We start from the raw sequence: 26,469 nt of genomic DNA, 5'->3' as shown, positions 1-26,469 counted from the left end.
TTGGGAAGGGGAATCATTAATGATTATAGTTTTGGTTCGATACGTTCATTATTTTTAGTTGGTTCCGTACGATCAGTCTGCTGTCTGTCATTTAAATATTTACTCGCCGCCTTTAGCAAAGCAGAAGGCAGTTTTTCGGATACAGAATTAATAGTATTTTCAGCAGCATGAATTACTAAAAGAATCATAATAAATTTTGCCCAAACCAATGAAGCCACTGAACACAACATAAGCACAATCAACCAAATCAGAAGTGAAAAACCAAAGACTGAGGTTAAGAGGGTGGCAACCTTAATTCCGATCAGGAATATCACAAATATTGGTCCCATGAACAAGATAAACTTTAGGGTACTGTTCTTCTGCATTGCATATCCTTAATTATTTTGATGTTTGTTATGGTCATTATACCAAAGGTACTTATATCCCTACTAACTTCATATTTTTTCGTAGATAGAATTCATTGAATAGAACAGCCAAATAAGGACAGAACATGGTAAGAGGATATAAAGAGCATATAGAAAAGAAAAAAGCTATTCGAGGGAATAGCTTTTTTAGTAAGGATAGTAAGAGCTGATTAGGCTGATACTTGATGTTGTGAACAAAATTCAAAAATTGCGCAAAATTCTTGTAAAAGATCAAATTGCTGACAAACTTCAAAAACGACAGTTATATCAGAAATCAAATTTTTCAAGATAACGACAATTTGCAAATTACCAATTGGGCGTAAACAGTCAATGAGTCGCTGAAAAAAGGAAACTTCATTGCTTTTAGGTAAACGACCAACAGTGTTCAGCTTATTTACATAAGCTTCTATCAACATGCGTTGACGTAAGCTGAGAACTGGTTCATGAAAACAAACTCCAGTATAGAAGTTTAAGCAAGAATGAGTTACATCAGTACAGAAATTGAAATAGTGAGGTATATCATTAACTACAGAAGCAGTATCAGAATAAGTAACGGTACAGCAAGCATCAATGATGGATTGAGCATCATCTAAAATTGCTTCGATACTTTCCTCAGATAATTCAAGAAGGCTTGGAACAAGATTGGGCAATGTATGGAGACTATGAAAAACAGGAAGTGAAGTAGCTTTGCGAAAAGACCACACATTACCTAATTTAATTTTCTTGCGTCCAACATTTAACAATATTGTCTTAGAATGAATAAACATTCCGAATGCCAACCATACAGCCAAACTCGAAATCGGTTTATCGACATCTAGTTTTCTAAAATCCCATGTAATAGAAGATACAAACTTGTTGTGATGCAAATCAAAACCAAAAGGAAAATTAGTCTTAACAGCTAACAAAGTTTCTCTTAAATCAATGGAATAATTGGTATTGCCGTGGCAATGGGGCTGTATATTCTCGAAACCATAACGTAAATAGCTATGGATTCGCTGAACGTAACGTGCACCAGTTGGTGTGCCTACTTTAGAAACTAAAGCATTCATGGTGATACTCCGATTAACGCTCGGATGACGGAAAGGTACGCTTTTGCGTTAGACCAAACCCGTCATCAAGCACTATTAAAAAATAATGATGAATAAGGTTAGGTCAGCAAAATAAATGCGACATTTCAGGAACTATCGTACTTGCTGATTTGATATTGTTCAATAGTTTTATTTTTAATAGCCAAACCATATAGCGGATAATTTTTTTATATTCAAAAAAATCCGGACACCGCCCCTCTATTCAGTATCATTGTAGGCTTTGAACCCTGAGTAACGATTGACGGGATCACATAGGTATAGCGAATCGTCACAGGCATCCGGAACGCCACGGCGACTTCATCAGAACGTGATTCATAATAAGTCTCTTTATCTTGAGTAGACTCATACGGGGTTGGTGGTATCAGCTCCCCTTCTGAATTGAAGTTCTCTTTCAATATATTCAAGCATTTAACAAAATACAATTATTACACTGATAAGACGGGCTACTGCCATAATAAGCTTAAAAGAATGCAGCATTTTGGTATAGATTTCCGCATGAACGAAGAATAATTTCATTCAATGATTTTTGATCCAACCAAACCCCAATAAAAAAAGCCATCATAGAAATTTCTAGGATGGCTTTTTAATTGAATGGGTGCATGAAGTTAATCACGCACCTGTAACTGTTCAGCGTATTTGGTATAGGCATTGGCTATAACGACTAGAGAAGCCAATAAACAGCCAAGTCCAATAACTAAATACATCATGATTGCGTATGTAGACAAATCTACTGCACCAATCAAAGGATTGACTACACCCATAGAAAGCATGATTGCAGCATAGAAGCACAGCGAAATAGAACAAAGCAAAGACATGAAGAACGTCATTGATCGATAGCAAAGGATCAGGACCATATAGGTGACTACTAGACTGGCCATGAGTCCTGTAAATACACCAAAGGCATAAGCTGTTTCGGTTGGTGCATTCAGGCAAGTCAGCGAAATGATTGCTAGAACAAACAGAACAACTAAAGCATTTTGGATATTATTCATAAATTGATACTCCGGATTACGCTCGGATTGCGGAAAATTTGTTTGCACAAATCCCCCACAATAACCAAGCATGGAATTGTTAGGGATTTTACTTTTGTGCAATAAAACACAAATCTTCAAAAAGAATACTAACTGTCTATGTCAGTCATTTCTAGTATTGAAATCGGTTTTTTGAGTGATAAAGGGGCTTAAATCAGAGCGATATCACAGAAAAACAGCTGAAAAAGCGCGGATTTGAACTTGCGCCGTAGCGGTACTAAATTGGACGGTATCAGAAATGAGAAAAAGCTATTCAGAATAAATCTAAATAGCTTTTTAGAAGGATAATTATTGATGATGAATCAATAACTGAATTCAAAACAACTATCAATGTATGAAAGCATTGAAATTGATTTGGTGATATCTATAACTTTGAAATCAAAGTCATAAGCAACTGTATTAAGTCTCCAATCAACATAAGCCCTAATGAAATTAGCATTTATGATGTCGGATGAATTAATTAAAATATCAATTAACTCAGGTTTAGCCAAGTGAACTGAAACATCAGAACAAACATAGTCACGGTATGATTTAACTAAATCATATCGAGCCAAAGCCATGTATAAACCTAATGGACCAGTAATAAGGCGCATACCCAAAGAAGCAAACATCGTATTAGGATTAACCCAAAGACGGTTTGGAACTTGAGAAAAATTGATAGTGAAATGCTTAGATAAAGTTTTCATTGTGTTTACTCCGATTAACGCTCGGATGACGGAAGAATCGCTTTTGCAAGCAACCAAACCGTCATCAAGCACTATTAAAAAATAATGATAAATTTGGGTTAGGTTTGCAAAATAGATTGCGAAACTTCAATTAAAATACTACTTAGAATTTAGAAGTTTAGCAACTGGATAAATGTGAGCTACGGCGCAGGCCATGTTTAACTAATGTGGATTGCTATAATGATAAATATAGGAGGTTACAGTGTTGAGTGAATTCCTTTCCGGTGCACTGTCAATCGCATTGCTACCCGTGGTAATTTGGGATTTATCGACCCCCGATAAAGCCGGTTTCAAAAACCTTGACCGGTCATCTTCTCTTGATTTAATGAAGCGCTACCCCATTTTCAGCCTACTCTATCGGATGCCATTATGAATTCAGAGAAATACAATTGTAAGGACTACATGCGTAATAACCTTTAGACACAGATTAAAGTTTTAAAAATATTCTTTAATTTAAAAATATTAAATTAATTGAAATCGTTATTTTTATCTATTAATTTATAGGCGTGGTATTTTAGAAACTCGTTATAGGGACAAAAATGGAATTGAATGGTAAAACATTGGTAAATTTATCAAGTCAAGAATTAATCGAATTAAAAAGTAAAGCGGAAGAATTAATACAAACTAAAGTGCAGCAAGAGGAAATTCAGATTCTTGAGAATTTTGTAGAACTGGTCCGTAAAAAGAAAATTCCTTATGCAAAAATTATGCGGGTTCTACGTGAAGAAAATGCGATTATTGCCCCTCTTGATCACGAAGGTTATGAAAGCCCTATCTATTTCAATCCAAAGAATCCTACCGAGGTCTATGATGGCCATGGCCGCCGACCTAATTGGGTGAAGAAATTAGGTGATGAGGGTATTAACCTGAAAGACTACATTATTAATAAGGACGCTCATTTCAACCCGAATATGAGTTGAACTATGGCCAAGAAAGTACGGTGCTAAATGCGCCGTATTTTTTGTCTGCTAAAAAGAAAAAAGCCAATCTTTAAAAGAAAGGCTTTTTAGTCAAAAAATAATACAAAGATTAATTTGTATTTTTTAATTAAGGAAATTATAAACCGTGAGAACAAGTGCAAAAACACAAGAAATCATGGCTAAAATATTCCAAAATTTAGATGCTTTAGGCTTAGTCTTGGTAGACTTAATAGCAGAAAGCATAGGAACGCTTTTAACAGGTTGATCTGAAAAAAGTGTTGGTTTAGTTGATTTTGACATACAGGACTCCGATTAAAAAAATGATACTCGGATGATGAAAAGCAATCGCTAGGATAACTAATCATCATTAAGCATCGTTGATGAAAATAAGTTAGTTAAAGCAATTACATTTTCAACTGTAATAGTCAAAAAAATTAAATTATAAAATGTAATTAAGACATGCAAAGTTACATTGTAGATGAAGATTTATAGAGTTTGGACAGTTGATTAAATAATTCCAAAGTTTTATTCGCGTGATTGAAAACGGAAATAAGCTGAGAAACCATAAAAATAACTGCGATCAAACTTAAAACCCCATAGCTTGAATCAGAAGTGATCGCTAGATCGTAAGTAAACTGAGCAGCATAGCAGCCAATAAAACTTAAAAAGATCGCAAAAATCACTTGGAGTACACTGAACGTAAGTTCAGAAATTTCAGATTTGAATCTGAAATTAGACAAGCTAAATGTTATATAACAAAGCGCACCAAATACTGCTAGAGACAGAACACTTAGGAACTTTTCGTCTGCGTAAAACCACAGAATCAAAGAAGATGCTAATAAAGCACCAACAAGTGTAAAGAAAACAGCAAAAATGATGGTGTCGATTACATTAGATAATGTATTCATAATAGATACTCCGATTGGCGCTCGGAACACGGAAGAAAACGCTTTTGCGAATGATCAACCATGTCCAAGCTTAATTTAAAAAAATTAAGAATTAGAATTGGTTGTATTGCAAAATAGATTGCGGTTCTTCAAGTCACATCCTATCTGCACGGATGTTTTTGATCAAGTGTTTTTTGTCATAAAAAAAGCTATTCAAATAAATTGAATAGCTTCTTAAATGCGGATTAATCAGGTTAGTGATTAAACTGGAATTGCCTTAATGTGTCGGTGAACAACATCAAGGCGATTAAGTCCGGCCCATACCTCAGTAACATTCCAATCACGGTGAGTAATAACTTCGCCGGTACGCCATTGAATGTAAGACAACACGAAGTTGGCAGATTCAACGTCTAAACCACGGGTTGCGGCATTATAAGCAGATGGATCACACTCATAACGCACATTCACTGGATTGAACTCACATTCATAATCACTTATGTAGGTGAGTAGATCGAAACGGCCTAGAGACGCATAGAGCGAATCTAATCCACTCAATAACTCCTTTTCAAAGGTCTTTTGAAGGCTGAGACGAACCAATTCAGGTAGATCAGGTTTTGCTAAAACTTGTTTAATATTTTCATCCATAGCTAAAGAACGCTCGAATGAATTATTAACCATATTTGCAAAATTGAATTTTGTACCGAATTTTAATTTACACATAGTTTTTACTCCGATTGACGCTCGGAATACGGTTAAATCGAATAGTGATTCAACCGTATCTAAGCATTAAAAAAATAATGAATTAAATAGATTGAAGAACTATAAAAGCTCGATTTAACACAGCCATGGTAGATGTTGTAGATATGCAGTTCAAGCCCTTGCAGAAGAAAAGCTACTTAGAAAATTCCAAATAGCTTTCAGTCAAATAGATCACAGTGATTAAACTGAGATTAGATAACTTTTTTCTGTTTTTTGATCTTAGGTTCACCAATATCAAAGCCGTATGTATTAAATACATTTCTGAAAGTATAGATCACCGATCCAACAACAAGAGCTGCTAGAACAAGGAAAATTAACGCAACAAAGAGCTGATGGTACTGGTGTGAAGTCACATACTGGTAGCCTACGGAACCGACCATGAATGCGATTGTCAGCCCTACACAACTGCTTTGAATTGCATCTTTCCATACCTGAACTTTAGATTCTACAGAGAACCGTTTACCAATTGACTCAAGGCCAAAGCTAAACAGAATCAGCAGACCAATGACAGGTATCAGATTTTCACCAAAAATGCTGAAAACCACATATAAACATCCGGTAAAAATCAGGATGTATGCCGCAATAGCAAGCGATACTAGAAGGAATTTAGATGTCCTTGACATGAAGTTACTCCGATTGATGCTCGGATGACAGAAACGATCGCTTTTGCGAAAAATTAACTGTCATCTAACACATTAAAAATATTGAAAGAATTGAGTTAATTAGCAAAATGAATCACGATGTTTCATTTGTTATCGTATAGATTGAATAGATATAGTTCAATATGTTTTTTTATATGTCTGATGATGTATGGACGGCGCTTTGGCCGACCTTACATCAATGGTGTTATCAGAGTGCGCTGATCCAACAAAAATATTGGAGCTGACTCGGATTACCCCTACATACCTAAATAGTGGATTTTGAAAAGCATTGAAAAGTTTTGGTTCTCGGTTAGGCTTTTCCGACTACTGGCTCTACAGTGGTTAATTTTTCAAAGTGTGCATAGAAGCAGGCCAATTGAAACTTATGCTGATTAAGTTTTTGATCGATGGCTTTTATAAAAACACTTTCATAAGGCATTTTTTTCGGAGGATTAATCGTCATAAGTGTAAATAGCTGATGATCAATTTCCTCCTGTTGAACCTTATACAAGGTGAAGAAACTTTCGCTTCCTTTTTCAGAATTTAAACTAATACTACCAACCTTAATTTTAGGCTTATGAATGCAATCAATTTCATAGTAAGTATTGACGTTAAGCTTAATATTGCATTCCAAAATATATTGCTCCCCTTTCCATACAATAGGTTCAGAGAAAAGAATCTCTAAAGGAATATATGTGAGATAGCACCGGAATAACTTTTGAGATAAGTCATAATCAATTTTCGTATTCTTGTCCTGACTCAATCCAATTGAGCCTAATTTAAGATCAAGTTGAAATTCAGTTATATTTGCCAAAGAAATATTGAAAAGTCTTGTACGGATGATTTCTAAAATTTCGTCATGACTAAATTTATAATCATTTTGATCTATTGTGATTGGACCAATAGGATTCTTGGGATCAGTAAACTCAATCAGCTTTTCAGATTGATATTTAGAGAATGTCTTGCCGACCTTAAAGGTATTTTCCGCAAGGTGATTTATTGAAAAAACATAACCATTGTTACCAAGCAATTTTTTGTAATTAGCTAAACATTCTTGGGAAAATTGCACCCTCTTTTTCCCATATCCAAGATCAGTAATATTTATAGGATCAAAAAGATTCAAAGGTAGTTTATTTTGATTCATTAAAGAGCAGTAAATAGATTGGCCATGATCATAAATATCTAAAATGTTTTGATCGATTGTAATTGATTCAGGCAATCCTTGATCAAAGGTTGATGCAACTAGCGTATTGAGGATAGATGAATTGATAAAGCTTATTTTATCCGTGTTGAGCATTGATACTGCGGTCTTTTCAGCAGACAGCTTTATACTTTTTAACGGGCTGTCTTTACCAAGGAGGTTCAGATCAAGCTTGCAATCTAAAATATAGGCAACGATATATTGAAAAATATAGTCAAATATTTGAACTTGACCGGAATCTGATAGAAATGAGTAATCTGATTGTCTGAGTCGCTCTAAATAGACATCTTTGGGCTGTAATGGTTCCAATACTTCGTTTTTCTTTATAGCTTCGTTTAAAGCCGTAAAGCTCTTGTATCCATAAGCATAAGAAAGAATAGTAAGACAATGATTGGGGCTAAAATCGTATTTTAGCAAATTTACCCATGCAAGAAACATGGCCAAATTGTGTGCATGATTTTGAAGTGAGTTGGTTTCAAAATTAAAGGTGCGAGTAAAATCTAAAGGCTGCATTATTTTCCCCAAACGATTCACTACGGCGTAAGTTTAAAAAAAATCGCATGAGTTAAAATGCAATTTAAGAAGTTTTTTACTGATGTGTTTTAGCTCTTACGCAGGCAAGGTTGATCACTCCTGACCCAAATATAATTAAATTTCAGGTCAGGCACAAGCACCACTAGATTAAATTTTTCTCGTACGTGTCAATTAGCTGATTATAGTATCTTGATACTTCATACTTGGACCTGTTGAGCTTTTGGTTCACCTTTTTGATGTAATAGTCCTTAAAAGGCAAAGCACCTGAACTGAGGGATATCACAGTGAATGAATCAATATTGACTGGTATGCCTACGTCATCATGGAACAATGAAATGCTAAAGGTAGATTCATTACTATGAGTTTTTATATCAAGGATTTCAAAAGCAATTTTGTTATATGAATTGGTGACGGCATAGTGAACCAATAGGTCTTGTAATACACGTATATGCAGCTCAGCTTTATGGCCATCTATATCTATTAGCCTAGTGAACTCTATTTCACTTTTGCAAGGTGTTAAGAAAGCAAGAACTTCTGATAAATTAAGACAATCCTCATGTATATTTTCAATAACAGAATCATAGTCATCATCTAAAGCCAAGGACACAGCATAATGCGATAGATCACCAAAGGTAGTCGGTAGTACATAGGTTTCAAATATAGACCTATAGTGCTGTTCTCCAAGCTCAGGATAGCGTATTGACGTTATTTCATAGTCAGGCTTAGGTACAATAAAATCTGCACAGGTGGTTGTATTTGCATTTGGTGATTTCGGCGGTTGATCAACAATAAGATGAGCGCTATTAAAATGATGGCCAACAAATTTATTTAAGCCATAGATTTTTTCATTTAAGAAATTCACAAGCCGAATATCAAATAAAATCTCATATTGATTTGATCCTCTAACATCGAGTGATTCAACCATATCAAAGGTGAAATCAAATTTTTCAAAAGTATAAAGATTCTTTAAAGAATAGTGATATGAAAGAAATTGTCTGAGGTACTTTTTAGGTAAGGTGAAAGTACATGGGAACTCATATATATAATGAGATACGAGTACCGTATTGAGGAATGCAGCAGCTAAAAAAGAGCGATTTTTGAGATTAAAAAACCTTAACACCGAAACATCTGCATGGAGCACAATACCATTCAAATTTGATGGACCATTGAGCGTGTTTAAGTCCATATTTACGTCAATGATATAACTCGCACACATATCAAAGAAATGATCAATTTGGCTATAGGCCAAGCCGACCCCTATTTCACTCAGCCCGAATAAGGCATTTAAATCAGCATTGATTAGCCGGTCAAAATAGGTTTGATTAGTTTGGATTGATTCTAATCCTGAATTCGTTGTAAGCGCCGTCTTTAGAGCTATGTACGTTTTAAAGCCATGAGCGATTGCAAGTATTTCCAAACAGGTATTAATCGTAATATTAATTTCAGGAATACTTTCGCCGTCTAAAGTTGGACCGAAATACCAGTTAGATATTTTCTTAATGTTGTAGGCGTGAGTTTTAAAATCATTAGATTCAAAGTTAAAATCATCAAAGATTTTCATTTTATTTGTCCAAGCGATTCAGGCGTAAGATTAAACAGTCGCATGGGTGAGTATGCAGCTATATATTTTTCCAAAATTAATTGATGTGTTTAAGCTCTTACGCAAGCAAGGTTGATCATCCCTATCAGCAATATAACAACATTTGATTGGTCAGTGAATCTCTAATCTTTAGTCCGCAAAAGACCCTTAGCGAATTTTAGGCAGAAAAAAACCACTCAAAATAAATTTTGAATGGTTTTTTATTGAAATTGATTAGTGAGTATTAAGCACTAACTAATTCATCAGAAGTAGATTCCGAGGTATCTGTTGGAACAGATGCAACAGAAGCTTCTTCAGGATAAAGTTGATCCCACATGAAAAAAGCAGCTTTACTTGCTTCTTTTAATGCTGTTTTAAAGAAAGTCTTAGTATCTTCTTTAGAAGCCTGTAACCATCCGTAAATATAATCAGCATGTGATTCTAATGGAATCTTTTCAACTCCGAACATAGAAGAAGCGAGTACAGCGGTAAGCTCTGCAACAACTTCTTCTTTTGCATAATCAATTGAACCAAAAACATCTTTTTTCCAGTCTGGACGCACGTACCGGTGAGTAGCGTGGCCAAGTTCATGAAGTAGCGTATTAATATAGCCAACTTCACTATGGAATTCTTCGGGTACTGGCAAATGAACTTCATGCTTTGAAGGAAGGTAGAAAGCACGACCTGATTCATGATGATGAACAACTTTGACATCCATTTTTTCAGCAAGTGAATAACAGATTTGTTGTTGTTCGGCCAAGTCAGGTAGAGTCATCAATTCTTGCGAAATGATTGGATTACCATCAGCATCAATACATTGGTCCAAGTTGAAAACGGTATAATATTTGGCAAACCAAATTTCCTTACCATTTTCATTGAGAACCGGTTTTTTAGTTTCTTTATCTTGCAAGGTGCTCCAAAATTCCACAGGAGAACCTTTTTGACCTTTTACAACAGACCAACCTTTCGATTTAATCTGATTGAATGTGGCCCATTCGCGAGATTTGAAACCAAGTTCATTAGCAAGATGAGTCAGAATGAAAGCGTTAATTCCGTTATATCGCTTACCAGTGGCAGCGTTACGATGCGGACGAGCTGCACCGAAAGGAATTTTCCAGTTTCCTGAAAGAAATAGAGCTTCAATCTGATCAGCCAAAGCAGCAAATTTGTCTTTAGCAGTTTCTTTATTGATTGAGTTAGATTTAGTCATGGTGTTACTCCGATTGACGCTCGGATGACGGAAAAGTTCGCTTTTGCGAGTCTTAACCGTCATTGAGCAATTAAAAAATTAAAAGCTTATGAATAGTTAAGAGTGCAAAATCAATGCGACTTTACAATGATTATCCTACTCAATGATCAGGACTAAAGCAATTCGTTTTTGAATGATTGGCGCGAAAGGTATTATTAATTAATAAACATTTATGCAATATTTGGATTATACTTTTATTGTAAAAAGCTAATCATTAGAAGAAGGACAGAATATGCCAACAATCGAAATCAGTGAAGAAACCCAAGCGATCCTAAATAAACTTGAACAAGAATATGGTGTATCCCCTGCTATCCTTTTTGAGAAGGCTGTATACATGGCTGCGAAGATTAATAAAAGTGACTTAAACGATAATAGTTCTGTAGATAATCTTGTCGGACTACAATTGGCTTACTTAGGCTGTGCACAGGCAATGATGAAAAATATGAATGCCGCGAAGATGGTTTTTGAAGCATCACATCTACGTTTAACTATCGAAGATATGAATAGTGCTGATTTTCAGGAAAATGGTTGTATGCCTGACAATGAAGTTCAGCCGATTTCTCGGTTGCAATCGTAGACAGAACGGAAGGCGCTGATATTTATTGAAGGTTTTGCATTTTTATACTGGCATATTAACCAGTCCCGAATATTGAAAAGCAAAAAGCCCGTCATGACGGGCTTTTTTTATGCTTTGGAATTTTTATACCTTAGCAGTCTGTTTAAATTTCGCATTAGTGTCAGGATAAACATTCATAGTGTATTTATCGCCATTCACCATGACCTGAATCACACCCTTCCGACTATCGATGCGAAGTACAGTCGCATTAAAGTACCGGATAACTTCATGAGCCTTATGCACTGAAATTGGTTTTTCGGATTTTAAAATATCACTATATAACTTCTGATCGTGAAGCTCACGGAAATCCGCAAGTAATTTCGGTCCTAATATTACAAAACCGATAAAAGAGATTAGCAACACGGCGAAAACACCGGTCATCATACCCAAAGATAAGCAAACGGCGAATGCTATAAATGGGATGGCTAAGATTATGAGCGCACGTAGAGCGACATTATTCATAGTGGTGCTTTCATGTTGATCTATAGTTACTGGCTTCATCTTACATTCTCACTTTCAACATTAACAATTATTTTTATCTTACAAGCCGATTATAACAATCACACTTTGTTACTGTAAAGTGGTATATGTTATATTTTAGGCAGATTAGTATGTATCTTTTCTAATTTTACATTAGTACAAGCTCATACTAATTAGATACTAGACATATAAACATGCCTATACTATAGTTAAAATCATCAAATTTATAATTAGTACAGGGTTATTTATATGAAAAATGAATGCGTTGTAGTCCTTACTGCCCGTGGAAAGACCCGCATACTCCGTGAAGGTGGCAGCCAGTCATGGCGTTTAAATGCCCACAATGCAGGCAATTGCCCCTACCTAGTATGCGTACAAAATCGACATCAAAATTGGGGTGAGCCGGAAGCGCCGCACCATACAGCTTTTTTAGTTGGAAAGATTTCAGGTGTTAGTAAATCAGCGGAACCGGAATGTGATGATCGTTGGATTATCCATATCAGTGAGTATGCAGACATTAATATCCCTGACTGTTGGGATGGCAACCGGAATCCAGTTGCATACCGTACCCTAGAAGATTTAGATATTGACATTACCAAGCTCCAATTTACTAAACTGGACAGCGCACAGGATCAGGATCGCATTCAAACACCGCCTGTAGAAAAACTAAGTATTGAAGAAGCAAAAAAACTTTTGGCCAAAAGCTTCAACGTAGACGAAGAAAAGATCACGATCACGATCAATTTTTGAACCTTGATAAGTACATCTAGCAATCTATCAACAATTGGAGCTTCAAGCCATGAGCTTTCTATCACAACAGTCTATAACCAAGTTCAAGCTATCATCCTTTCTCTCGCCAAAGGTGCGGCAACAAATACAGCTTGATGCAGACGATATTATTTATGATGAACCCCTTCGCAGTATTATAGAGTTCTCAGGGCTTGATCTGACACCGGAAGAACAAGCAGGCATTAACTTGAGTGATGATCACAAGTTGCTATTGGGTATCGACTCTAAGGATCGCCTTATCTGTGTACTGGAACGTGAAAACCACACAGAAGTCTATAGCTTTGAACAGCTACCTACTGGTACATATAAAGCGATCATTGACTTTGATCACTACCTCAATTTTAAAGTCATGGTCGAAGGAAACGGTGAGGTTGGGCCTATTCCGAGTGTTTTTGTTGAAGGTGTATTGTCAAATCGAGATACCCTAGATCAGTTACTCAAGGACCCCGAAGATCAGGTTCATGCCTACTACAATGCTGTTATTGCTTTATGTGCGCATTTCTTTGATATGGGTATGGATTTTGAGGATGATGCACTTGTTAGGTTAGATAAACTTCAAGGGCTATCTACCTTTTATTTGAAGTCTCTTAGCAATCACGTATTACGCAATCAGCTAGATAAAGAATTCGATAACTCTAAACCGTATGACGATTGCGTTACTATCTTTTCCACCGAAGTTATTGAGCTGTTTGAAGAAGATCGATTGGCAATTGATCTTGAGGATGACGAAGAAATGATGATCTCTATCGATAACCGGAATCGCTTGTTCGCTTCAATTGTCGGAATAGATGAAAATGGTGCTTTCGATTATGAATCAAATTTTGTTCTTGAGCAGCTGCCGGCCAAATCATTCAAAGTGATTCACACCCTGTATTGTGAAATCGTTGATTATGTTGAACAAGAATTTCCCGAAGGTGTGAGTTACATGGAAGAAAAGGCCTTATTTAATGTCGTAGTAAATCTTTTGCGTGGCCGGAGCATGTTCTATGAAATGCTTAAAATGAATAAGAAAGACTTGAAGAATTTAATTCGCCATAAAATTTTACCTATCGAATTCTCACAGTATTCGTGCTGAGATTGATAAAGCAAAAGCCTTACTGAGTAAGGCTTTTTTATTAGTCGTATTTCTTAAATCTGTTCTAATACATCGGATTGAACTTTTAGAAATTTTCGCAATTTCTGATTCTCTTGCTGCACATAATAAAATTTAAGTAATTCGTTATTGAAATCTGTATATAGGGCCGTTAAATGGTTCTCTATTTCGCTTTCTACGGCCCCTTTCCGGTAGATCAGTAGTGTGGCATCAGCTGATGCGTATTGCGGCAACTGGTAAGCTACGGCGCACACATTCAAGCTACTTACAGCTGAACAGATATAAGCAAAATCATGATTAGGAATGAGGATTGCTTTATATGCCGCGTTGAACTTTCTAACCGCATCCGGCTCAATAGTAATGAAGCTGAAATTTGCTTGCAGGGGAACGGGTATGTTCAGTTCACTGGCTATATATAACGCCGTGGCAAAATGATGTGAGCCGCCGCTATTCGATAGGTATAAACAGTCTTTCCATCCAAAGACGCGAATATTGTCATTGGTCTTTTCTTGGCTAATGATCCTGATTTCGCTATGAGCCAAATTTTTTTTAAGTTCCTCTTTAGTCACTTTGAAATATGGTCGGCAATAACGCTCTACAAAGTGAGCTATGGACCCACATTCCATTAAATTTGACTTTGATGCACCGATCCCGCCGACCTCAGTAATATCAAATGCGAGTTTGCCACCGGATTTTATCTCTACAAACATTTCATGAAAGATATCTGTCAGTTCATTAAGTACAGGTTCCACATCTTTATAGGTCGTAAAGTAATGGACTGGTGAATCATAGTTATGATTATTGGCTATTTCTTTCAGTTTATGCAGCTGCGCCACATCATAAAGATAGATCGAATTTTTATTGACCCAAGCTACCTTATTTGGCTCAAGAGTGAGTAACTGATCTTTCAGGGATTCCATTAGATAATCTCCTGACTAAGTTCATGCGAATAGTTAGGCTGATTTGGAATATTGCTTCGTGAATAGTAGATAAGTTCAGGATTGAAATTTAACTGATCGACAAGATTTTTAGTAGCCATTAAAGCACTATGACTTAATGAAGAATTGGACTCGCCTTTTACTTGGTGCATTACTAAATGTTTTGTTCCAGTGTGATGCGTCACAATTGAAATTCCTACCGTACCGCGCTCATTATTACCATGCACAGAAAAAGCAATATATGTTCCTGAGCAGATTTGTTCTAAAAAGGTCGAGAATAGGCAATGCTTCATTGTAATAGCTTCTTCAAACACCTGATGGCTATCAGTGAGTAGGCAGAACGTATAGCCATCTATAGTAGTTTTAAATGGCTTGAATTGCTTCCATTCAATCAGCTCCCCTTTTTGTCTTTTTAAAGCCTGATCATGCCAAATATGGGCATTACGAATTAAACTATTCAGAGTTGTCCGTGTGCTAATTCGCTGCAAATTAGGATAGAAAGATTCTTTAGGCATTAATCCATTAGAGTTCTCTAGGCTGTTATGTGTCGTATAAAGAACAAAGTCAGCTATTTCATTGAGGACGGCGTTTACCTTTCTGCGTTGTTCTTTCAGATGTTTTGGTAAATGGTCGGCATCGTAGTAGTCAAATGACTCATTGAATACATAAGCGCGTGTGAAATTATGGGGTGTATCAAAATGGATAAATTCAGCATATTGGTCAGCTAGATAGCTATAAAGAATATCGAATAAAGCAACGGCATGATCACGCAATACTTTCACATGAAGCGGGTTATCGACTTGGAAAAAGTCATGAATATTTATACTCGATAAAACCCGAAAGACATTAGGATTCACTTGGGTATGTTTGGTATGACCAAACCAGTAAGTCCATATTGCAAAGAAAGCCTTGTAGTTACTGTAATTATTAACACTACAGGTTAATAGCTGAGTTAATAGAGGAAGATCAAGCTGAAATACACGGCGCACAGAGACTTTATCAAGGAAAGTTCTGTATTGGTCTTGGCCCAATAGCGTTGTATAAGAAAAATAGTCCGGATTGTCCGGAGTAATCTCCTGACCATCTTGAAAATGGAGTGCATAGACAAGACGTTGAACCGAATCGGCTTTCCATTTAATTAACGATTCCTTGTATTTGGAGAGTGTTGAATACAAGACTGTATAATTAATCAGGTTTGAAGGTTCTTGGATATAGCGAAGTAGTCCAACCATATCCTGATCCAAAATACTGAGAAATTCATCATGGATTTTTAATGCAAATTTTTGAATGTCACTATTTAGGTCTTGGCAAAGTTCTGTTTTCTGCATAGCCCAAAATCGAGCAATATAATTTGTGACAGAGATAAGCACATCATCTTGAGTCTTATATTCGTACAGCTCATGGTCTATCAGCTGACCTTTGTTTTCTTTGGTCGTTAATTTCCTTGATATTTGAGCTGTAGTAAATTCATCCGGATTTTCAGGAAAGAAATATTCTTTAATCGCTAAGTAAATAAGGGATTCAATTAGGGATGAGTCTGACTTGGTAAAATGACTGGATTCACGATTAAACAGAACATTAAACCTTGATAGTACCGACCGAGAATTCTTATTGACGGCAGTCCATTCGCCGTAGTGCTTGATATGCACTTTAAATAGATTCGTCAGGTCTTTACTGCCCTGTTCATTTAAAACAAGTTTGATCGCATCACAGATGGTAAATGTTCGATCCGCTTGATTGGCAGCAATACCTGTATCCATAAATTGATTGCAGCGGTCAATAATGGTCTTTAAAGCATGTTTACTTTCAGAATTTAATAGGTGGTCATAGATTTGATCGTAGGATGCACGGCCCTTTAAGGAAGCGTCAACATTCTGCAAACTGGTAAAGAAGCCGTATAGCGTTAATGACATAAACATAAATCTCTATTTATTGACATTTAGATTATAGCTCACATCCCTTTTTGTGGTATATAGTTATATACCAAACTTAACAGTAATTTTAAGGTATCCCACTGTATAACTTACATTTTTAATAAAATATATTTATAATTCAATTTATAATTTATAGATTGGTATGGATAAGTGAAAAATTTTCAATATTTATAGTAGGGACACTTACTTCAATAGTAACTCATGCTTATACAACAGATTATGATCAAAAATATTTCACCCCTATTAAATTGAATGTTGATAAGGTTCATAAGATTATTAATAAAGCGAATAAAAGCGACCCAAATGTTCTGCATACAATTTCAGGTGATGGTTACGGTTCAGTGATATTCATTCCTAAGAGTAGAGATATTAAAGATTCCGATATGGCTCTTACAAATACTCTTTCTTATGGTTATTCTACAAACTATGTTAAGAAAAAGTATAGATACACTGTTACCTCTGTCTCTACAAACTGCAAGCTCTCTTATCTTGTTATGGGGAATGCTTATTTTAATGCTAATGGGACTTTAACTAGCATTCAAACCCATATAAATAACGTCAATCCTCAACATGAACCTCAATGTAAATTTGAAGGAAAGCAAAAATTAAATCCAAATACTTTTTCAGACTTGAGACTGGATACAAAAGAACTTAACAAATTATTTAAAGAAACAACTAAAGCTGATAAAGATATTTATGCTGTTAAAAATATATCTGATAACTATAAAGAGCTAGTTTTCCAACCTTATGTATATGATGAACATAAGAATACAAACAAAAAGACAATCTATAGTTATGTATATTCAAAAAATGACAATGGGAAAGCTCTATACTCTTTTAAAGCAGATGAATTAAATTGTGATAATATGAGCCGTGAAAGTGCAGCTCTTACCTTTAATAAAAATGGAACATTTAATGATTGTGTATTAACAATCGGGTCGTAAACTGAACATTATTGTTTTAAACTATCATTAATAATTTAAACTTAAATTGTGAGTATAACTGTATGAATAAAATTCAAGTTAATAAAATAGCAAACGCTCTTTGTTATTTGCTATTCTTAATTTCAGGGCTTAGTGCTTGTATTGCAATAACTTTTACAGATTATGGCACTAATTCGCATCTGTTCTTAAAATATGGTTTTTACATTACAGCTTTACTCTCATTAATTTCTTACATTGTAACAAAGCTTACTACAGTAAAAAAAAATAAAACAAGTTTAGAAGTATAATGTAAATTCATTCAATTAAGTATGGTGTAAGCTATTGATTTTAAGTTGAGCCAGTTCAAGATTTTAATGTTCAAAGATAATGATATGTGGGTTAGTGCACCATCTTCAATTTCTTCATTTCAACATGAACAATTATGCAAGCACTAAGCAGCTTTAGACTGTTTAAATGAAAATAAAGCCCTTTTTTTAAAGGGCTTTATTTTAGCTATACACTGGGTTTGATACCGGTCGATTCTCTTTTGCCAGTGGCATATCAGATTTAATCACTTTGTAAATATTTGACTCATTATAAACCACGGCGCTCGATTGAATTTGCAGCACCTCCATGACTATTAAATCTTCTAAAACTTGCTCAATATTTATATCAGGCTGTTTTAGTACAGCTTTCAATGAATTCATTAAAGTCCGCAATTTCTTTGGCCTATTTTGTTGCTTTTCTAAGTATTCACAGTATTTTTTGCAGTTAGGCAAATTGAGTTGCAGCGCAGCAATCTGATCCGGCGTACAATGAGGTTTCTTATCTATTATATTCACTGGTTGTTCCGGTATAAATTCAGCTGAAAATCCGTCCATTTTTAAAAGATCAGCAATGTAAGACAAAGCTTTATCCTTGGACATAATCTCGAATGAATATCCTTTGTGAGACAAACGGGTACTGAGCTTACCGGCTAAATAAGACAATCCAAAATCTGCCGAGTCCTTACCGATCTTTGGCATCTTCATAATTGTGAGCTGTCCGGTAGAAATGAACTGGTTTAGCTTCATTACCGCATCCAACGTAAAACCGGTCGGTGACTTGGCGTATACAATATAAACATAAGCGTACTGAGCGATATAGGCAAGTAACTGATTTTCATTTTTAGGGATGTTTTCAATATCAAGAAGTAATACTTTTTTCATTCAATACAATTATGTTTTGTTTCAGTTAATAGTAGATATAAGATAAATAAATGGTTTTGTCTATCAAAATTGATTTGCTAATGATTAGAATAAGAAAATGCAAGGCATAGAATAAACTTAGGGATTTTTTGCGTAAATACGAACAATAAAAACGTGCATTATCAGAACTTGTTGATTCATTTTTTTGTGCACAAAAGAATAAAGCCCAAACATAAATGTGAGGGCTTTATTACATCAGAGCAATGCTCCATACTTATGATACAAGTCCATAAGTCCACGTAAAGAATGACTAAATCAGACTTTATTGAATATGCTGTTAGTATTACATACTGAATAATTTTGTCAAAAGTTTTATTTTCATATAATCCTATTTTTTCAACATCATTACGCTATGACGTATTTATTCGACATTAGAATTCAGTAAGTAGTTATATTCAGGCAGTTCAGCCGCAGTCATATATACAAACAAGGCATACACAGCTTTAGGATCAGCTGATTTGGCATTGTCGAGTAATTGGTTCTGTTCAGATTCAGATAGTTCCAGTACCGATCTCAAGGCCTTGCCTTCACCATCAAAAGCAAACTTGGTATTCATGATTCCTTGAGCATAGCAGACAGATTGTTCGTCAGTTTGGATGATGTTATTGATGTCCTTGGTATTAAAGGGCTTGCCTTGACAATCAGTAAAGTTAAAGTCTGGCTCACTGAATACTGTAGGAGCCGGTAAATCTTCCTCATGTTCTGCTGCAACACCAATAGGTATGGAAGCAAAAGCATTGGCTGTAAGAGAAGCCAAGCCGAAGATGGTTGCAAAAAACCATGGTTTAATTTGTTTCATTGTAATGTCCTTGTTTTCCTGATTAACGGCAATCATGGACAAACCTCAGATAACGCAGGCTGAACAGATTGTTGAGGATTTGGTGATGCAGCCAGTTGATCGAATTGATCAATGATTTTTTTCATTTCCTTTAAATTTGGAAAATTAAAAGAGATAAAGACTCTGCCTTTTTTGTCTTTTCTCTGAGGATTAGGAACCTTCACAATTTTCAGCGCGAATAGTTGTGAAGTAATGATCTGTGAATCTAAGACAGAACATCTTATGGTCTTTTTCATATTTTTGTTTTTAGACGCTTTATTAAACGGAGTGCGACCGAATTTTATAAAGAATTTCAGTTCTTCTACATTATGTGGCAGACGTTTTGATTTCCCATTACAGCTTTGCAGGGCATATACCAGTCGTGCCAGTCTTTCATCTTCTTTCAGGACCGCCAGTGCCGCATTTAATGGATTTTTGAGCAAACCATTATAATGTTCCGAATTGACTGCTATATCCTTAATTGACTCGCGCTTTTCTTTGTTCGACAAGATAAGTGGTTCTACAGCTGCATTAATCTTTTGCTGTTTCTTGGCACGGTTTAGCTGAATTTTATAGTTTTTATAGACGACTTTATGCTTTGATAAACTACGGTTCAGACTGACTTTTTGCTCAGGCTTAATATATGAAGCATACTTCAAGTAAATACTTTGGTAATACTTAAAATATTCAATATATTGCTCTTTAGACAACTTCGGTTGCTCAAGCTTTTTCCGTATATTCTTGAGCACTCGGCTTACAAAATAGCTCTTTAACTCCGGATCGGAATCACTATTAATCAGGTAGTTTGCAGCATAATCTATGACGTAACCGCGATAGAAACCTTGATCAAGGTATTCATTCGCAGTTCTGACGATAATCGCATCAATCTTATTTTGCTGTTGCGGGGTTATTGAATCACGGTGCGCGATTAAGTTGGTTGGAACCAGTATGATTTTAGCACCATACTCATTCCGAACAGATTGATCGTCTACTGTCAGGAATACTTCTGCACCTACAGGAAGATCAGCAACCACTTCATTGATCTTTATAACGAGATTGGCCACAGCCGTTGGCATGAGCTGTTCACAGTAGAGGTTTACCCTACCGACCTTTTCGATCTTAAACCATCCAAATTGGGTAGTCAGCTTATCATTCATGGGGAACCTTTATGAAAAAGATAGATCAACCTGATGTTGGATCAAATTCTTATGGCCACGATCGATAGCAATTTTGATCGCATTTTCAATAGAATCGGCAAAAAACCATTCATAAGAGCATGAATTCCAAGTACCGCTATAGCCGTTTACTTTACCTTGGCTATTCTGTTTTACTGAATGAATGTCCTGACACAGCTTAATTTTGATCAGGAATGGATACTGGCAGTTTTGATGCAGTTGAGAAATAAATTCACTGATAAGGTTAGTCCGATCAAAACTATCCGCATTCATTAAACCTTCTGCAATCTTTCCGAAACCGGAAAACTGTTCTTCTAATAAGTTAATATTGTAGTCATTCATGCCTTCAAACATTTCAGCGATATTGCTTGGAACCATATACGGGTCCACAGTCGGCAGATAATGAATATCGGCAATTCTAGCAGCCATGGCCTGCATCGACTCAACGGCGTTTACTATGTTAATATTCTGTCTTAGATAGCTCATACGATCCTCTTTTGTATAATTATTTTCCAACAACTAAAAGATTGAATTCTTCTGTAGTCATAGCGTTAAACCGCTTTTTTCAATTCTTCTGTTGAGTCGATAAATCTAAAATGAGAAGTTGTCGGCAGTAAACGTGTGAAGTACGGGATAGTCTTTTGCTTCTTCTCGTATTCTTCATGGATGTTATAAATTTGAAGTTCATTGTCCTTGTTTAGTACCACATCACATGACACCACATAGCCGACAGTTTGAAGCGCTTTACGAGCAAGGCTTTTAAAACGCTCAAAATTTTTGTCGTGCATGACGGTGTTCTTAATCAGAGGGTAGGTAATCAGTCCTACCACATGGCCTTTATGTAATGCTGCCCAAGCATGAGTAATCAGGCGTGATTCCAAGTAATCTTTTTGGCGTGGGTGCAGTTCAGGTATCTCACCCATGTCATTCATCAGATCAAATTTATTGAAGCGTTTGCGGCACTTCTGAAAGCGATACCAACCCTGCTGAATCGATTCCGGACGAAACGGTGTATTCACATAGATGCCGACTTTCAAATCCGTATTGGGTATAAAGCCTAATTTTCCCGTGGTAATTTTTTGGGAATTATGAAAAGCGATTACGTCATTCAACCGGTTTTTCACATTCATTCGAGCATCAGCCGACTGAATATGTTTGGTATTCGGCAACATAATCGCTGATTGAACATGCTGTTTACTTACGCAAACTAAGAACAGGCATTGTGAAAGGATCATTCAAAAATATTCCCTGCATCTAAAACGGTTTTGGTGAGGTTGATCGGACGGAAAGAGCCTGCAATTGAAACACCACCGGCATTGGCAATTCGGTAATTATCTTTACCCTTTTTAATATCTTCTGCTGATGGCTTATATGCGTTATACATTTTCAGGGCTAGATTTTTGTAATGCGGCGTTGAGTTCGGATACTTAACCATGGCTTCTAGGTAGTAGACCATTGTTGGATAAGATTGCTGCAATACAATGCCTTCCGCTGCCAGTCGCGCAAGTGTATAGGCCGCTTCCAAATCGCCTTCCCGTGATGCCATGGCCAAAAGGTTTACAATATTTTTAGCTTCATCAGGGCGTAGCTTCACACGGGTAACATTCAGAATACCGTATCGGGTTTTACATGAAGTTAAAGATTTGGCACTGATACATTTCTTATAGGCTGAAATAGCACTAGGATACTGAATCTTCTGTTCATAAATTTGGCCAAGGGCATAGTTGGATACAAGCATCCCCTTTTGTGACGCGATCAAGAACAGTTTTTCAGCTGTATCCATATTGCGCGGCACACCTCGGCCATTCATATACAAGATGCCAAGGTTATATATGGATGCCGGATCACCGGCTTTGGCTCCGACAGCCCAAAATTGTGCAGCTGTCTCATGATTAACCTTCACCACACCCACATTGTTGTCATAGATATAGCCCATCAGAACAATAGAAGGCAGATGGTTCTTTTTCGCGAGTTTATAAAGTTCCTCAACGGCTTTTTTATCTTTCTTTTCCAAAATGCGTTTGCGCAGCTCAATATACACCGTTGAATCCGGTGCATAACCGCGTGTATTCAGCTTGGGTAATTCAGGTAGCCAACTCGGTCGTTCCAAGATTTTATCGGATGACGGCGCTATTGGAGTATTAGCATGAGCTGATGAACCCGCTACAAGAGCGATACCAAGTAAGAAACTGGTTATAAGATTTTTCTTTTGGATAAACATTACGAAAATATATCCATTAATTAATAATAAAATGATTCTATATTTATCCAAGATATTTTTCTATAATCATTCAGAATTAATTTTTTATTATTATATTTAAAGCTATGTATAAGACATTTGAACTTTTTTTTAAAGCGCTCTATGTCATAGCCTTTTGGACGCTGATCGGCTACGTTCTTGAGACTAGGAAAATAGGAACTTCTTTCACAGATGTCGCATTAACTACGATAATGGGATGGTGTGTCTTTTTGGCCGTTGGCTGTATCTTCCTTTTATACATAACATCAAGCCACGCAAAGCATAAAGCCGCTGTGAAGAATAAAATCACCCATGAAGTTGTTGAAGATGGAATGACGTTTACGGTAGGCGGTCACTCGAAGTTTGACCCTGTTTTGCCAAAGACATATCAGGTCGAATCCAGTGTTATTAGAAAATATAATGAAAATAATCCGATTCAAAATAATATAAACAAAGCATTAATGGATTCTGTTACAGCAGTTAAAGAGCTGATAATCCAAGAAGAAAATACGCCCCACCTTTCCGAAAACGAAATCTTTGATAAAAACGAAGGTCGTGGTGAAGATGTATACGGTACAGAAGTGAGCGCGGTACTCAAAATCAATCAGCCAGTAGACTCACTTGACAATGACAATGTTAAAGACTTCGTTAAGCAGTCTGATGAAGATATCGCCAATGAAGCGAATAAGGGCTATGTCGCACCATCTGAGTTATCTGATAGTGATAGCAGCCGTGCGATTGATAAAGGCATCTTGTTCTATCAGACTCAGTTCAACGCCTTATACAGCTACATCATTAACCATCATCTATATGAATTAGCCGAAGGTGTCCGCAAAGGCAAAATAGTGATCGTCAGTCAGGAACCGGACAACCCTCAAGATGAAATTTATCGCGGTAAGAAGATTTATACCCGTGAAGCGTTCCAAGCCAAGGAAATAACACTTAAAGCGGAAGCTGCAAGCCTTCGTGCACAAATTGATGAAACTTTAGAAAAAGTCCTGACTCATATTCCAAAGTTCAAATATCGTGGTATCGAAACCACCACGCCAAATATCAAACCTAGAAAGGAATATGACTTCTCTAATTATCAGCTGTTAATCTTCACAGCGCTGTTTCCTTTTGCTTCGTGGCTGCAAATCCGGTCTAACCGTGGCTTAAACATCCTTGATCCAAAGATTGCTGAACATCTATCAGAGGAAGAAAAAAAGAAACTAGACAAGTCCGAGCTTGGATTGAGTTTGCGTGATAAACGGGTACTGTTTAATGCACGTAGAATGTATGACATCTATGTGCACCGTGACAGAGATTTAGCAGAATCCGGTGTATCAAGTTATAACATGCCCTTCACGATCGGTCCGGATGGCAAAAAGTACAACACACTGGATGAAGCTGTAGCCTTGTGTGAGTTTTTCCGTCAAGCCATGACCATCAAAGCAATTAAGGCGAAACCAAAACCACAGAAGAAAAAAACGGCGAATAGTCAGTATAGCGATAGTGACCTGATCGGGCTTATCTCTAAGCTATTCCACGAAAAGAACCGGTTTAATACCCAAAACTCGGATTCACGTATCGGTATTATCAAAAACGATATGGTCTATATTGACTATGATTCATTTGTGCCGAAATTTAACGGTATATTTGCACAACGATTCCCGCACCTAGCAAACAATAACGAATTCACCAATGCTCAATACGCTCTATACAAGAAATTAACGGGAATGGGCCTTTTGGCCATGCGTAAACGCAAGGATACAGAACTCATAGAGTCCTATGAATTCTATGATAAGGGCGAACTATTCTCTATCTATTGGGATTTTGGGAAAGGTGGCCAAGGGATCACGATTGAAAACACCTTGATTATCCATGCGGCGCAAATGTTTAAAGACCTAGTGCCAATGAATCAGGAATCAAATGGTATTCCTCGAATCATGGGTGTGAGTCAAGACAGGGCTATCCCACACTCCCCTTACTCTAAGCAAATCCAAAGCCTGATTGAGCAGGCTCAGATTGAGAAAGCGCGTACCAAGGCGGTACAACAAGAAATCATCAAAGCAAATGAAGGATCAACCAAAAATCTTGATGATACTTTGAATGACATTAATGCGCTTGTTGGGGCGAATACAGATACCTTGGTTGCAGATATACCTAGTACGGCTGTAGCAACTGCTCCAATTAAAGTAGAGCCAAGCAAAGCGCCGTCAGATAACTTAACTGCTAAAGGTCAAGGTGAGCTTTCAACAGATCAGATTAAAACAGAATTGAATGTAGATGATGATGAAGCCGAGCGCTTGAAAGCATCAGCTATGGACGTTCTCAAGGTCTACGGCGCGAACAAAACCGATTTTGATATTGCAAGCCGTAAGTTGGAAAAATCCGTTCAACGTAGCGCGGAATATTATTTGGATAGAAATGTTCAGGTTCTACAAATGCGTATTGCACCGGAACATGAAGAAATTGAAGTCATTAAATCCAGTCCGGATCATAAAGGACGTAAGTACAACTTTGCTGTCCATGAGAACAAGAACAATATCTACTTGCTTAAATACTCTCGTAGCACTGTGAATGAGTATGCCAAGACTATTGATCTGACCATCATCAAACTGTTGACCGTTGCCCGTAGCCAAAACTACATTGATGACACTTTTGAATACTCGAAAGACAGTAAGCATTTGCTGATTTCCAACAAGAATATCGGTCGCATCTTTAATGTCTACGAACAGATGGCGATATTTCAGAAAAAAGGTGAATCTAATCTTTGGAAATCAATTAAGAGTGATTTCAAGAGCACCGGCAAGAACAAAAAGAACCAGTACGATCAGCTGTCTATCATCGAATGTATTGAGTTCAAAGAGTCCATGGAAGAAGCTGTCTACAAGAAAATGGAAATGGATATGTGGGATGCAGACAAAGCCAGTGACTTATTCAAGAAGATGTTTACCAAGCTGCAAAGCATGGAACACGATTTGCCGCGTCTCAAAATCAGCTTTGATAAAGATACTCAGCACTACATCATCCCTAAAGGTATGTTGGGCAAGCTGAATAGAATTGGTTTGGAAGTGAACTCATTCCTTGCATACGTTGAACAATATAAAGATTCAGGTGATCTAAAACCTGAACTCACCAAATACTCGAATAACCTATTTGCATTTGAATCTGATGGAATCACACAAGTGAACTTCCTGATGATTGAGGGGCTATAA

At 36.6% G+C, this 26,469-nt stretch carries 27 protein-coding genes; 7 read left to right on the top strand and 20 right to left on the bottom strand.

Translation table 11 applies throughout. The features are described from left to right. Positions 1-23: 23 nt before the first annotated feature. The 4 genes from HYG89_RS05115 to HYG89_RS05100 form a co-directional block, all read right to left on the bottom strand. Positions 24-365, bottom strand: a complete 342-nt coding sequence (locus tag HYG89_RS05115) for a hypothetical protein (protein WP_178866406.1) — start codon at positions 363-365, stop codon at positions 24-26. 209 nt (positions 366-574) lie between these two features. After that, the gene (locus HYG89_RS05110; RefSeq protein ID WP_178866405.1) at positions 575-1,453 is read right to left on the bottom strand and encodes a hypothetical protein; all 879 of its coding nucleotides are present in this window, start codon (positions 1,451-1,453) and stop codon (positions 575-577) included. A 644-nt stretch (positions 1,454-2,097) separates the two neighbouring features. Next, positions 2,098-2,484 (bottom strand): hypothetical protein, encoded by a 387-nt coding sequence (locus HYG89_RS05105; RefSeq protein WP_178866403.1) that lies wholly within the window; start codon positions 2,482-2,484, stop codon positions 2,098-2,100. 341 nt (positions 2,485-2,825) lie between these two features. Beyond that, entirely contained in the window at positions 2,826-3,209 is a 384-nt protein-coding gene (locus HYG89_RS05100; protein ID WP_178866401.1) for a hypothetical protein, read from the bottom strand. A 578-nt stretch (positions 3,210-3,787) separates the two neighbouring features. Between HYG89_RS05100 and HYG89_RS05095 the strand changes: the two genes are divergently transcribed. Beyond that, a complete protein-coding gene (locus HYG89_RS05095; protein WP_178866400.1) occupies positions 3,788-4,168 on the top strand; it encodes an H-NS family nucleoid-associated regulatory protein in 381 nt (126 codons plus the stop codon). A gap of 123 nt (positions 4,169-4,291) precedes the next feature. Here HYG89_RS05095 and HYG89_RS05090 read toward each other — a convergent pair whose 3' ends face one another. The 7 genes from HYG89_RS05090 to HYG89_RS05060 all read right to left on the bottom strand — a co-directional run bounded on the left by HYG89_RS05090 (position 4,292) and on the right by HYG89_RS05060 (position 10,979). Further along, the gene (locus HYG89_RS05090) at positions 4,292-4,468 is read right to left on the bottom strand and encodes a hypothetical protein (protein ID WP_178866398.1); all 177 of its coding nucleotides are present in this window, start codon (positions 4,466-4,468) and stop codon (positions 4,292-4,294) included. Between the two features lie 167 nt (positions 4,469-4,635). Next, positions 4,636-5,076 (bottom strand): hypothetical protein, encoded by a 441-nt coding sequence (locus tag HYG89_RS05085; protein WP_178866397.1) that lies wholly within the window; start codon positions 5,074-5,076, stop codon positions 4,636-4,638. Between the two features lie 240 nt (positions 5,077-5,316). Further along, a complete protein-coding gene (locus tag HYG89_RS05080) occupies positions 5,317-5,775 on the bottom strand; it encodes a hypothetical protein (protein ID WP_178866395.1) in 459 nt (152 codons plus the stop codon). 230 nt (positions 5,776-6,005) lie between these two features. Further along, positions 6,006-6,437, bottom strand: a complete 432-nt coding sequence (locus tag HYG89_RS05075) for a hypothetical protein (RefSeq protein WP_178866393.1) — start codon at positions 6,435-6,437, stop codon at positions 6,006-6,008. Between the two features lie 328 nt (positions 6,438-6,765). Beyond that, on the bottom strand, positions 6,766-8,169 hold the full coding sequence (locus HYG89_RS05070) for a hypothetical protein (RefSeq protein ID WP_178866392.1): 1,404 nt from the start codon (positions 8,167-8,169) through the stop codon (positions 6,766-6,768). A gap of 163 nt (positions 8,170-8,332) precedes the next feature. Further along, on the bottom strand, positions 8,333-9,751 hold the full coding sequence (locus tag HYG89_RS05065) for a hypothetical protein (RefSeq protein WP_178866390.1): 1,419 nt from the start codon (positions 9,749-9,751) through the stop codon (positions 8,333-8,335). A gap of 262 nt (positions 9,752-10,013) precedes the next feature. Next, positions 10,014-10,979, bottom strand: a complete 966-nt coding sequence (locus HYG89_RS05060; protein ID WP_178866388.1) for an ArdC family protein — start codon at positions 10,977-10,979, stop codon at positions 10,014-10,016. A 271-nt stretch (positions 10,980-11,250) separates the two neighbouring features. Here HYG89_RS05060 and HYG89_RS05055 point away from each other — a divergent pair, with 271 nt between their 5' ends. After that, complete coding sequence (locus HYG89_RS05055; protein ID WP_178866386.1) at positions 11,251-11,595, top strand: hypothetical protein; 345 nt, start codon at positions 11,251-11,253, stop codon at positions 11,593-11,595. Between the two features lie 123 nt (positions 11,596-11,718). On the opposite strand, the gene HYG89_RS05050 is transcribed toward HYG89_RS05055, so the two are convergent. After that, positions 11,719-12,135 (bottom strand): hypothetical protein, encoded by a 417-nt coding sequence (locus tag HYG89_RS05050; protein ID WP_178866384.1) that lies wholly within the window; start codon positions 12,133-12,135, stop codon positions 11,719-11,721. A 228-nt stretch (positions 12,136-12,363) separates the two neighbouring features. Between HYG89_RS05050 and HYG89_RS05045 the strand changes: the two genes are divergently transcribed. Together HYG89_RS05045 and HYG89_RS05040 are read left to right on the top strand one after the other, a co-directional pair. Continuing rightward, positions 12,364-12,864 carry a hypothetical protein gene (locus HYG89_RS05045; RefSeq protein WP_178866382.1) on the top strand — a complete coding sequence of 167 codons (501 nt, stop codon included), beginning with the start codon at positions 12,364-12,366 and terminating at the stop codon, positions 12,862-12,864. 49 nt (positions 12,865-12,913) lie between these two features. Beyond that, positions 12,914-13,978, top strand: coding sequence for a hypothetical protein (locus tag HYG89_RS05040; protein ID WP_178866380.1), 1,065 nt, complete (start codon positions 12,914-12,916; stop codon positions 13,976-13,978). Between the two features lie 53 nt (positions 13,979-14,031). Here HYG89_RS05040 and HYG89_RS05035 read toward each other — a convergent pair whose 3' ends face one another. After that, a complete protein-coding gene (locus tag HYG89_RS05035) occupies positions 14,032-14,916 on the bottom strand; it encodes a DUF6685 family protein (RefSeq protein ID WP_178866378.1) in 885 nt (294 codons plus the stop codon). After that, positions 14,916-16,847, bottom strand: coding sequence for a hypothetical protein (locus tag HYG89_RS05030; protein ID WP_178866376.1), 1,932 nt, complete (start codon positions 16,845-16,847; stop codon positions 14,916-14,918). The genes HYG89_RS05035 and HYG89_RS05030 overlap by 1 nt, the downstream gene beginning before the upstream one ends. A 158-nt stretch (positions 16,848-17,005) precedes the next feature. Here HYG89_RS05030 and HYG89_RS05025 point away from each other — a divergent pair, with 158 nt between their 5' ends. Beyond that, positions 17,006-17,812 (top strand): hypothetical protein, encoded by an 807-nt coding sequence (locus tag HYG89_RS05025; RefSeq protein ID WP_178866374.1) that lies wholly within the window; start codon positions 17,006-17,008, stop codon positions 17,810-17,812. A 62-nt stretch (positions 17,813-17,874) separates the two neighbouring features. Further along, positions 17,875-18,099, top strand: coding sequence for a hypothetical protein (locus HYG89_RS05020; protein WP_178866372.1), 225 nt, complete (start codon positions 17,875-17,877; stop codon positions 18,097-18,099). A gap of 201 nt (positions 18,100-18,300) precedes the next feature. Here HYG89_RS05020 and HYG89_RS05015 read toward each other — a convergent pair whose 3' ends face one another. The 6 genes from HYG89_RS05015 to HYG89_RS04990 form a co-directional block, all read right to left on the bottom strand. Continuing rightward, the gene (locus HYG89_RS05015) at positions 18,301-18,999 is read right to left on the bottom strand and encodes a PIN domain-containing protein (RefSeq protein WP_178866370.1); all 699 of its coding nucleotides are present in this window, start codon (positions 18,997-18,999) and stop codon (positions 18,301-18,303) included. 400 nt (positions 19,000-19,399) lie between these two features. Continuing rightward, complete coding sequence (locus tag HYG89_RS05010; protein ID WP_178866368.1) at positions 19,400-19,837, bottom strand: hypothetical protein; 438 nt, start codon at positions 19,835-19,837, stop codon at positions 19,400-19,402. Between the two features lie 32 nt (positions 19,838-19,869). Further along, a complete protein-coding gene (locus tag HYG89_RS05005; protein WP_178866366.1) occupies positions 19,870-21,012 on the bottom strand; it encodes a hypothetical protein in 1,143 nt (380 codons plus the stop codon). Between the two features lie 9 nt (positions 21,013-21,021). Next, complete coding sequence (locus HYG89_RS05000) at positions 21,022-21,516, bottom strand: hypothetical protein (protein ID WP_178866364.1); 495 nt, start codon at positions 21,514-21,516, stop codon at positions 21,022-21,024. Between the two features lie 65 nt (positions 21,517-21,581). Next, entirely contained in the window at positions 21,582-22,202 is a 621-nt protein-coding gene (locus HYG89_RS04995) for a hypothetical protein (RefSeq protein WP_178866362.1), read from the bottom strand. A 59-nt stretch (positions 22,203-22,261) separates the two neighbouring features. Then, a complete protein-coding gene (locus HYG89_RS04990) occupies positions 22,262-23,302 on the bottom strand; it encodes a tetratricopeptide repeat protein (protein WP_178866360.1) in 1,041 nt (346 codons plus the stop codon). 53 nt (positions 23,303-23,355) lie between these two features. Here HYG89_RS04990 and HYG89_RS04985 point away from each other — a divergent pair, with 53 nt between their 5' ends. Further along, positions 23,356-26,469, top strand: a complete 3,114-nt coding sequence (locus tag HYG89_RS04985) for a hypothetical protein (RefSeq protein ID WP_178866359.1) — start codon at positions 23,356-23,358, stop codon at positions 26,467-26,469.

Source organism: Acinetobacter sp. SwsAc5, assembly GCF_013391485.1.
Classification (GTDB): Bacteria; Pseudomonadota; Gammaproteobacteria; order Pseudomonadales; family Moraxellaceae; genus Acinetobacter; species Acinetobacter towneri.
Note: the sequence above shows the minus strand (reverse complement) of the source record. Positions and strands in the feature narration are given on the sequence as shown.

Excerpts from the sequence above, each read along its gene's own strand:
- HYG89_RS05105 (WP_178866403.1), bottom strand. The coding sequence starts at position 2,484 with ATGAATAATATCCAAAATGCTTTAGTTGTTCTGTTTGTTCTAGCAATC.
- HYG89_RS05015 (WP_178866370.1), bottom strand. The coding sequence starts at position 18,999 with ATGAAAAAAGTATTACTTCTTGATATTGAAAACATCCCTAAAAATGAA.
- HYG89_RS05005 (WP_178866366.1), bottom strand. The coding sequence starts at position 21,012 with ATGAATGATAAGCTGACTACCCAATTTGGATGGTTTAAGATCGAAAAG.
- HYG89_RS05040 (WP_178866380.1), top strand. The coding sequence starts at position 12,914 with ATGAGCTTTCTATCACAACAGTCTATAACCAAGTTCAAGCTATCATCC.
- HYG89_RS05035 (WP_178866378.1), bottom strand. The coding sequence starts at position 14,916 with ATGGAATCCCTGAAAGATCAGTTACTCACTCTTGAGCCAAATAAGGTA.
- HYG89_RS05095 (WP_178866400.1), top strand. The coding sequence starts at position 3,788 with ATGGAATTGAATGGTAAAACATTGGTAAATTTATCAAGTCAAGAATTA.
- HYG89_RS05010 (WP_178866368.1), bottom strand. The coding sequence starts at position 19,837 with ATGAAACAAATTAAACCATGGTTTTTTGCAACCATCTTCGGCTTGGCT.
- HYG89_RS05075 (WP_178866393.1), bottom strand. The coding sequence starts at position 6,437 with ATGTCAAGGACATCTAAATTCCTTCTAGTATCGCTTGCTATTGCGGCA.
- HYG89_RS05060 (WP_178866388.1), bottom strand. The coding sequence starts at position 10,979 with ATGACTAAATCTAACTCAATCAATAAAGAAACTGCTAAAGACAAATTT.
- HYG89_RS05080 (WP_178866395.1), bottom strand. The coding sequence starts at position 5,775 with ATGTGTAAATTAAAATTCGGTACAAAATTCAATTTTGCAAATATGGTT.
- HYG89_RS05100 (WP_178866401.1), bottom strand. The coding sequence starts at position 3,209 with ATGAAAACTTTATCTAAGCATTTCACTATCAATTTTTCTCAAGTTCCA.
- HYG89_RS05000 (WP_178866364.1), bottom strand. The coding sequence starts at position 21,516 with ATGAGCTATCTAAGACAGAATATTAACATAGTAAACGCCGTTGAGTCG.
- HYG89_RS05085 (WP_178866397.1), bottom strand. The coding sequence starts at position 5,076 with ATGAATACATTATCTAATGTAATCGACACCATCATTTTTGCTGTTTTC.
- HYG89_RS05030 (WP_178866376.1), bottom strand. The coding sequence starts at position 16,847 with ATGTCATTAACGCTATACGGCTTCTTTACCAGTTTGCAGAATGTTGAC.
- HYG89_RS05020 (WP_178866372.1), top strand. The coding sequence starts at position 17,875 with ATGAATAAAATTCAAGTTAATAAAATAGCAAACGCTCTTTGTTATTTG.
- HYG89_RS05115 (WP_178866406.1), bottom strand. The coding sequence starts at position 365 with ATGCAGAAGAACAGTACCCTAAAGTTTATCTTGTTCATGGGACCAATA.
- HYG89_RS04995 (WP_178866362.1), bottom strand. The coding sequence starts at position 22,202 with ATGTTGCCGAATACCAAACATATTCAGTCGGCTGATGCTCGAATGAAT.
- HYG89_RS05070 (WP_178866392.1), bottom strand. The coding sequence starts at position 8,169 with ATGCAGCCTTTAGATTTTACTCGCACCTTTAATTTTGAAACCAACTCA.
- HYG89_RS05065 (WP_178866390.1), bottom strand. The coding sequence starts at position 9,751 with ATGAAAATCTTTGATGATTTTAACTTTGAATCTAATGATTTTAAAACT.
- HYG89_RS05110 (WP_178866405.1), bottom strand. The coding sequence starts at position 1,453 with ATGAATGCTTTAGTTTCTAAAGTAGGCACACCAACTGGTGCACGTTAC.
- HYG89_RS05055 (WP_178866386.1), top strand. The coding sequence starts at position 11,251 with ATGCCAACAATCGAAATCAGTGAAGAAACCCAAGCGATCCTAAATAAA.
- HYG89_RS04985 (WP_178866359.1), top strand. The coding sequence starts at position 23,356 with ATGTATAAGACATTTGAACTTTTTTTTAAAGCGCTCTATGTCATAGCC.
- HYG89_RS05090 (WP_178866398.1), bottom strand. The coding sequence starts at position 4,468 with ATGTCAAAATCAACTAAACCAACACTTTTTTCAGATCAACCTGTTAAA.
- HYG89_RS05045 (WP_178866382.1), top strand. The coding sequence starts at position 12,364 with ATGAAAAATGAATGCGTTGTAGTCCTTACTGCCCGTGGAAAGACCCGC.
- HYG89_RS05050 (WP_178866384.1), bottom strand. The coding sequence starts at position 12,135 with ATGAAGCCAGTAACTATAGATCAACATGAAAGCACCACTATGAATAAT.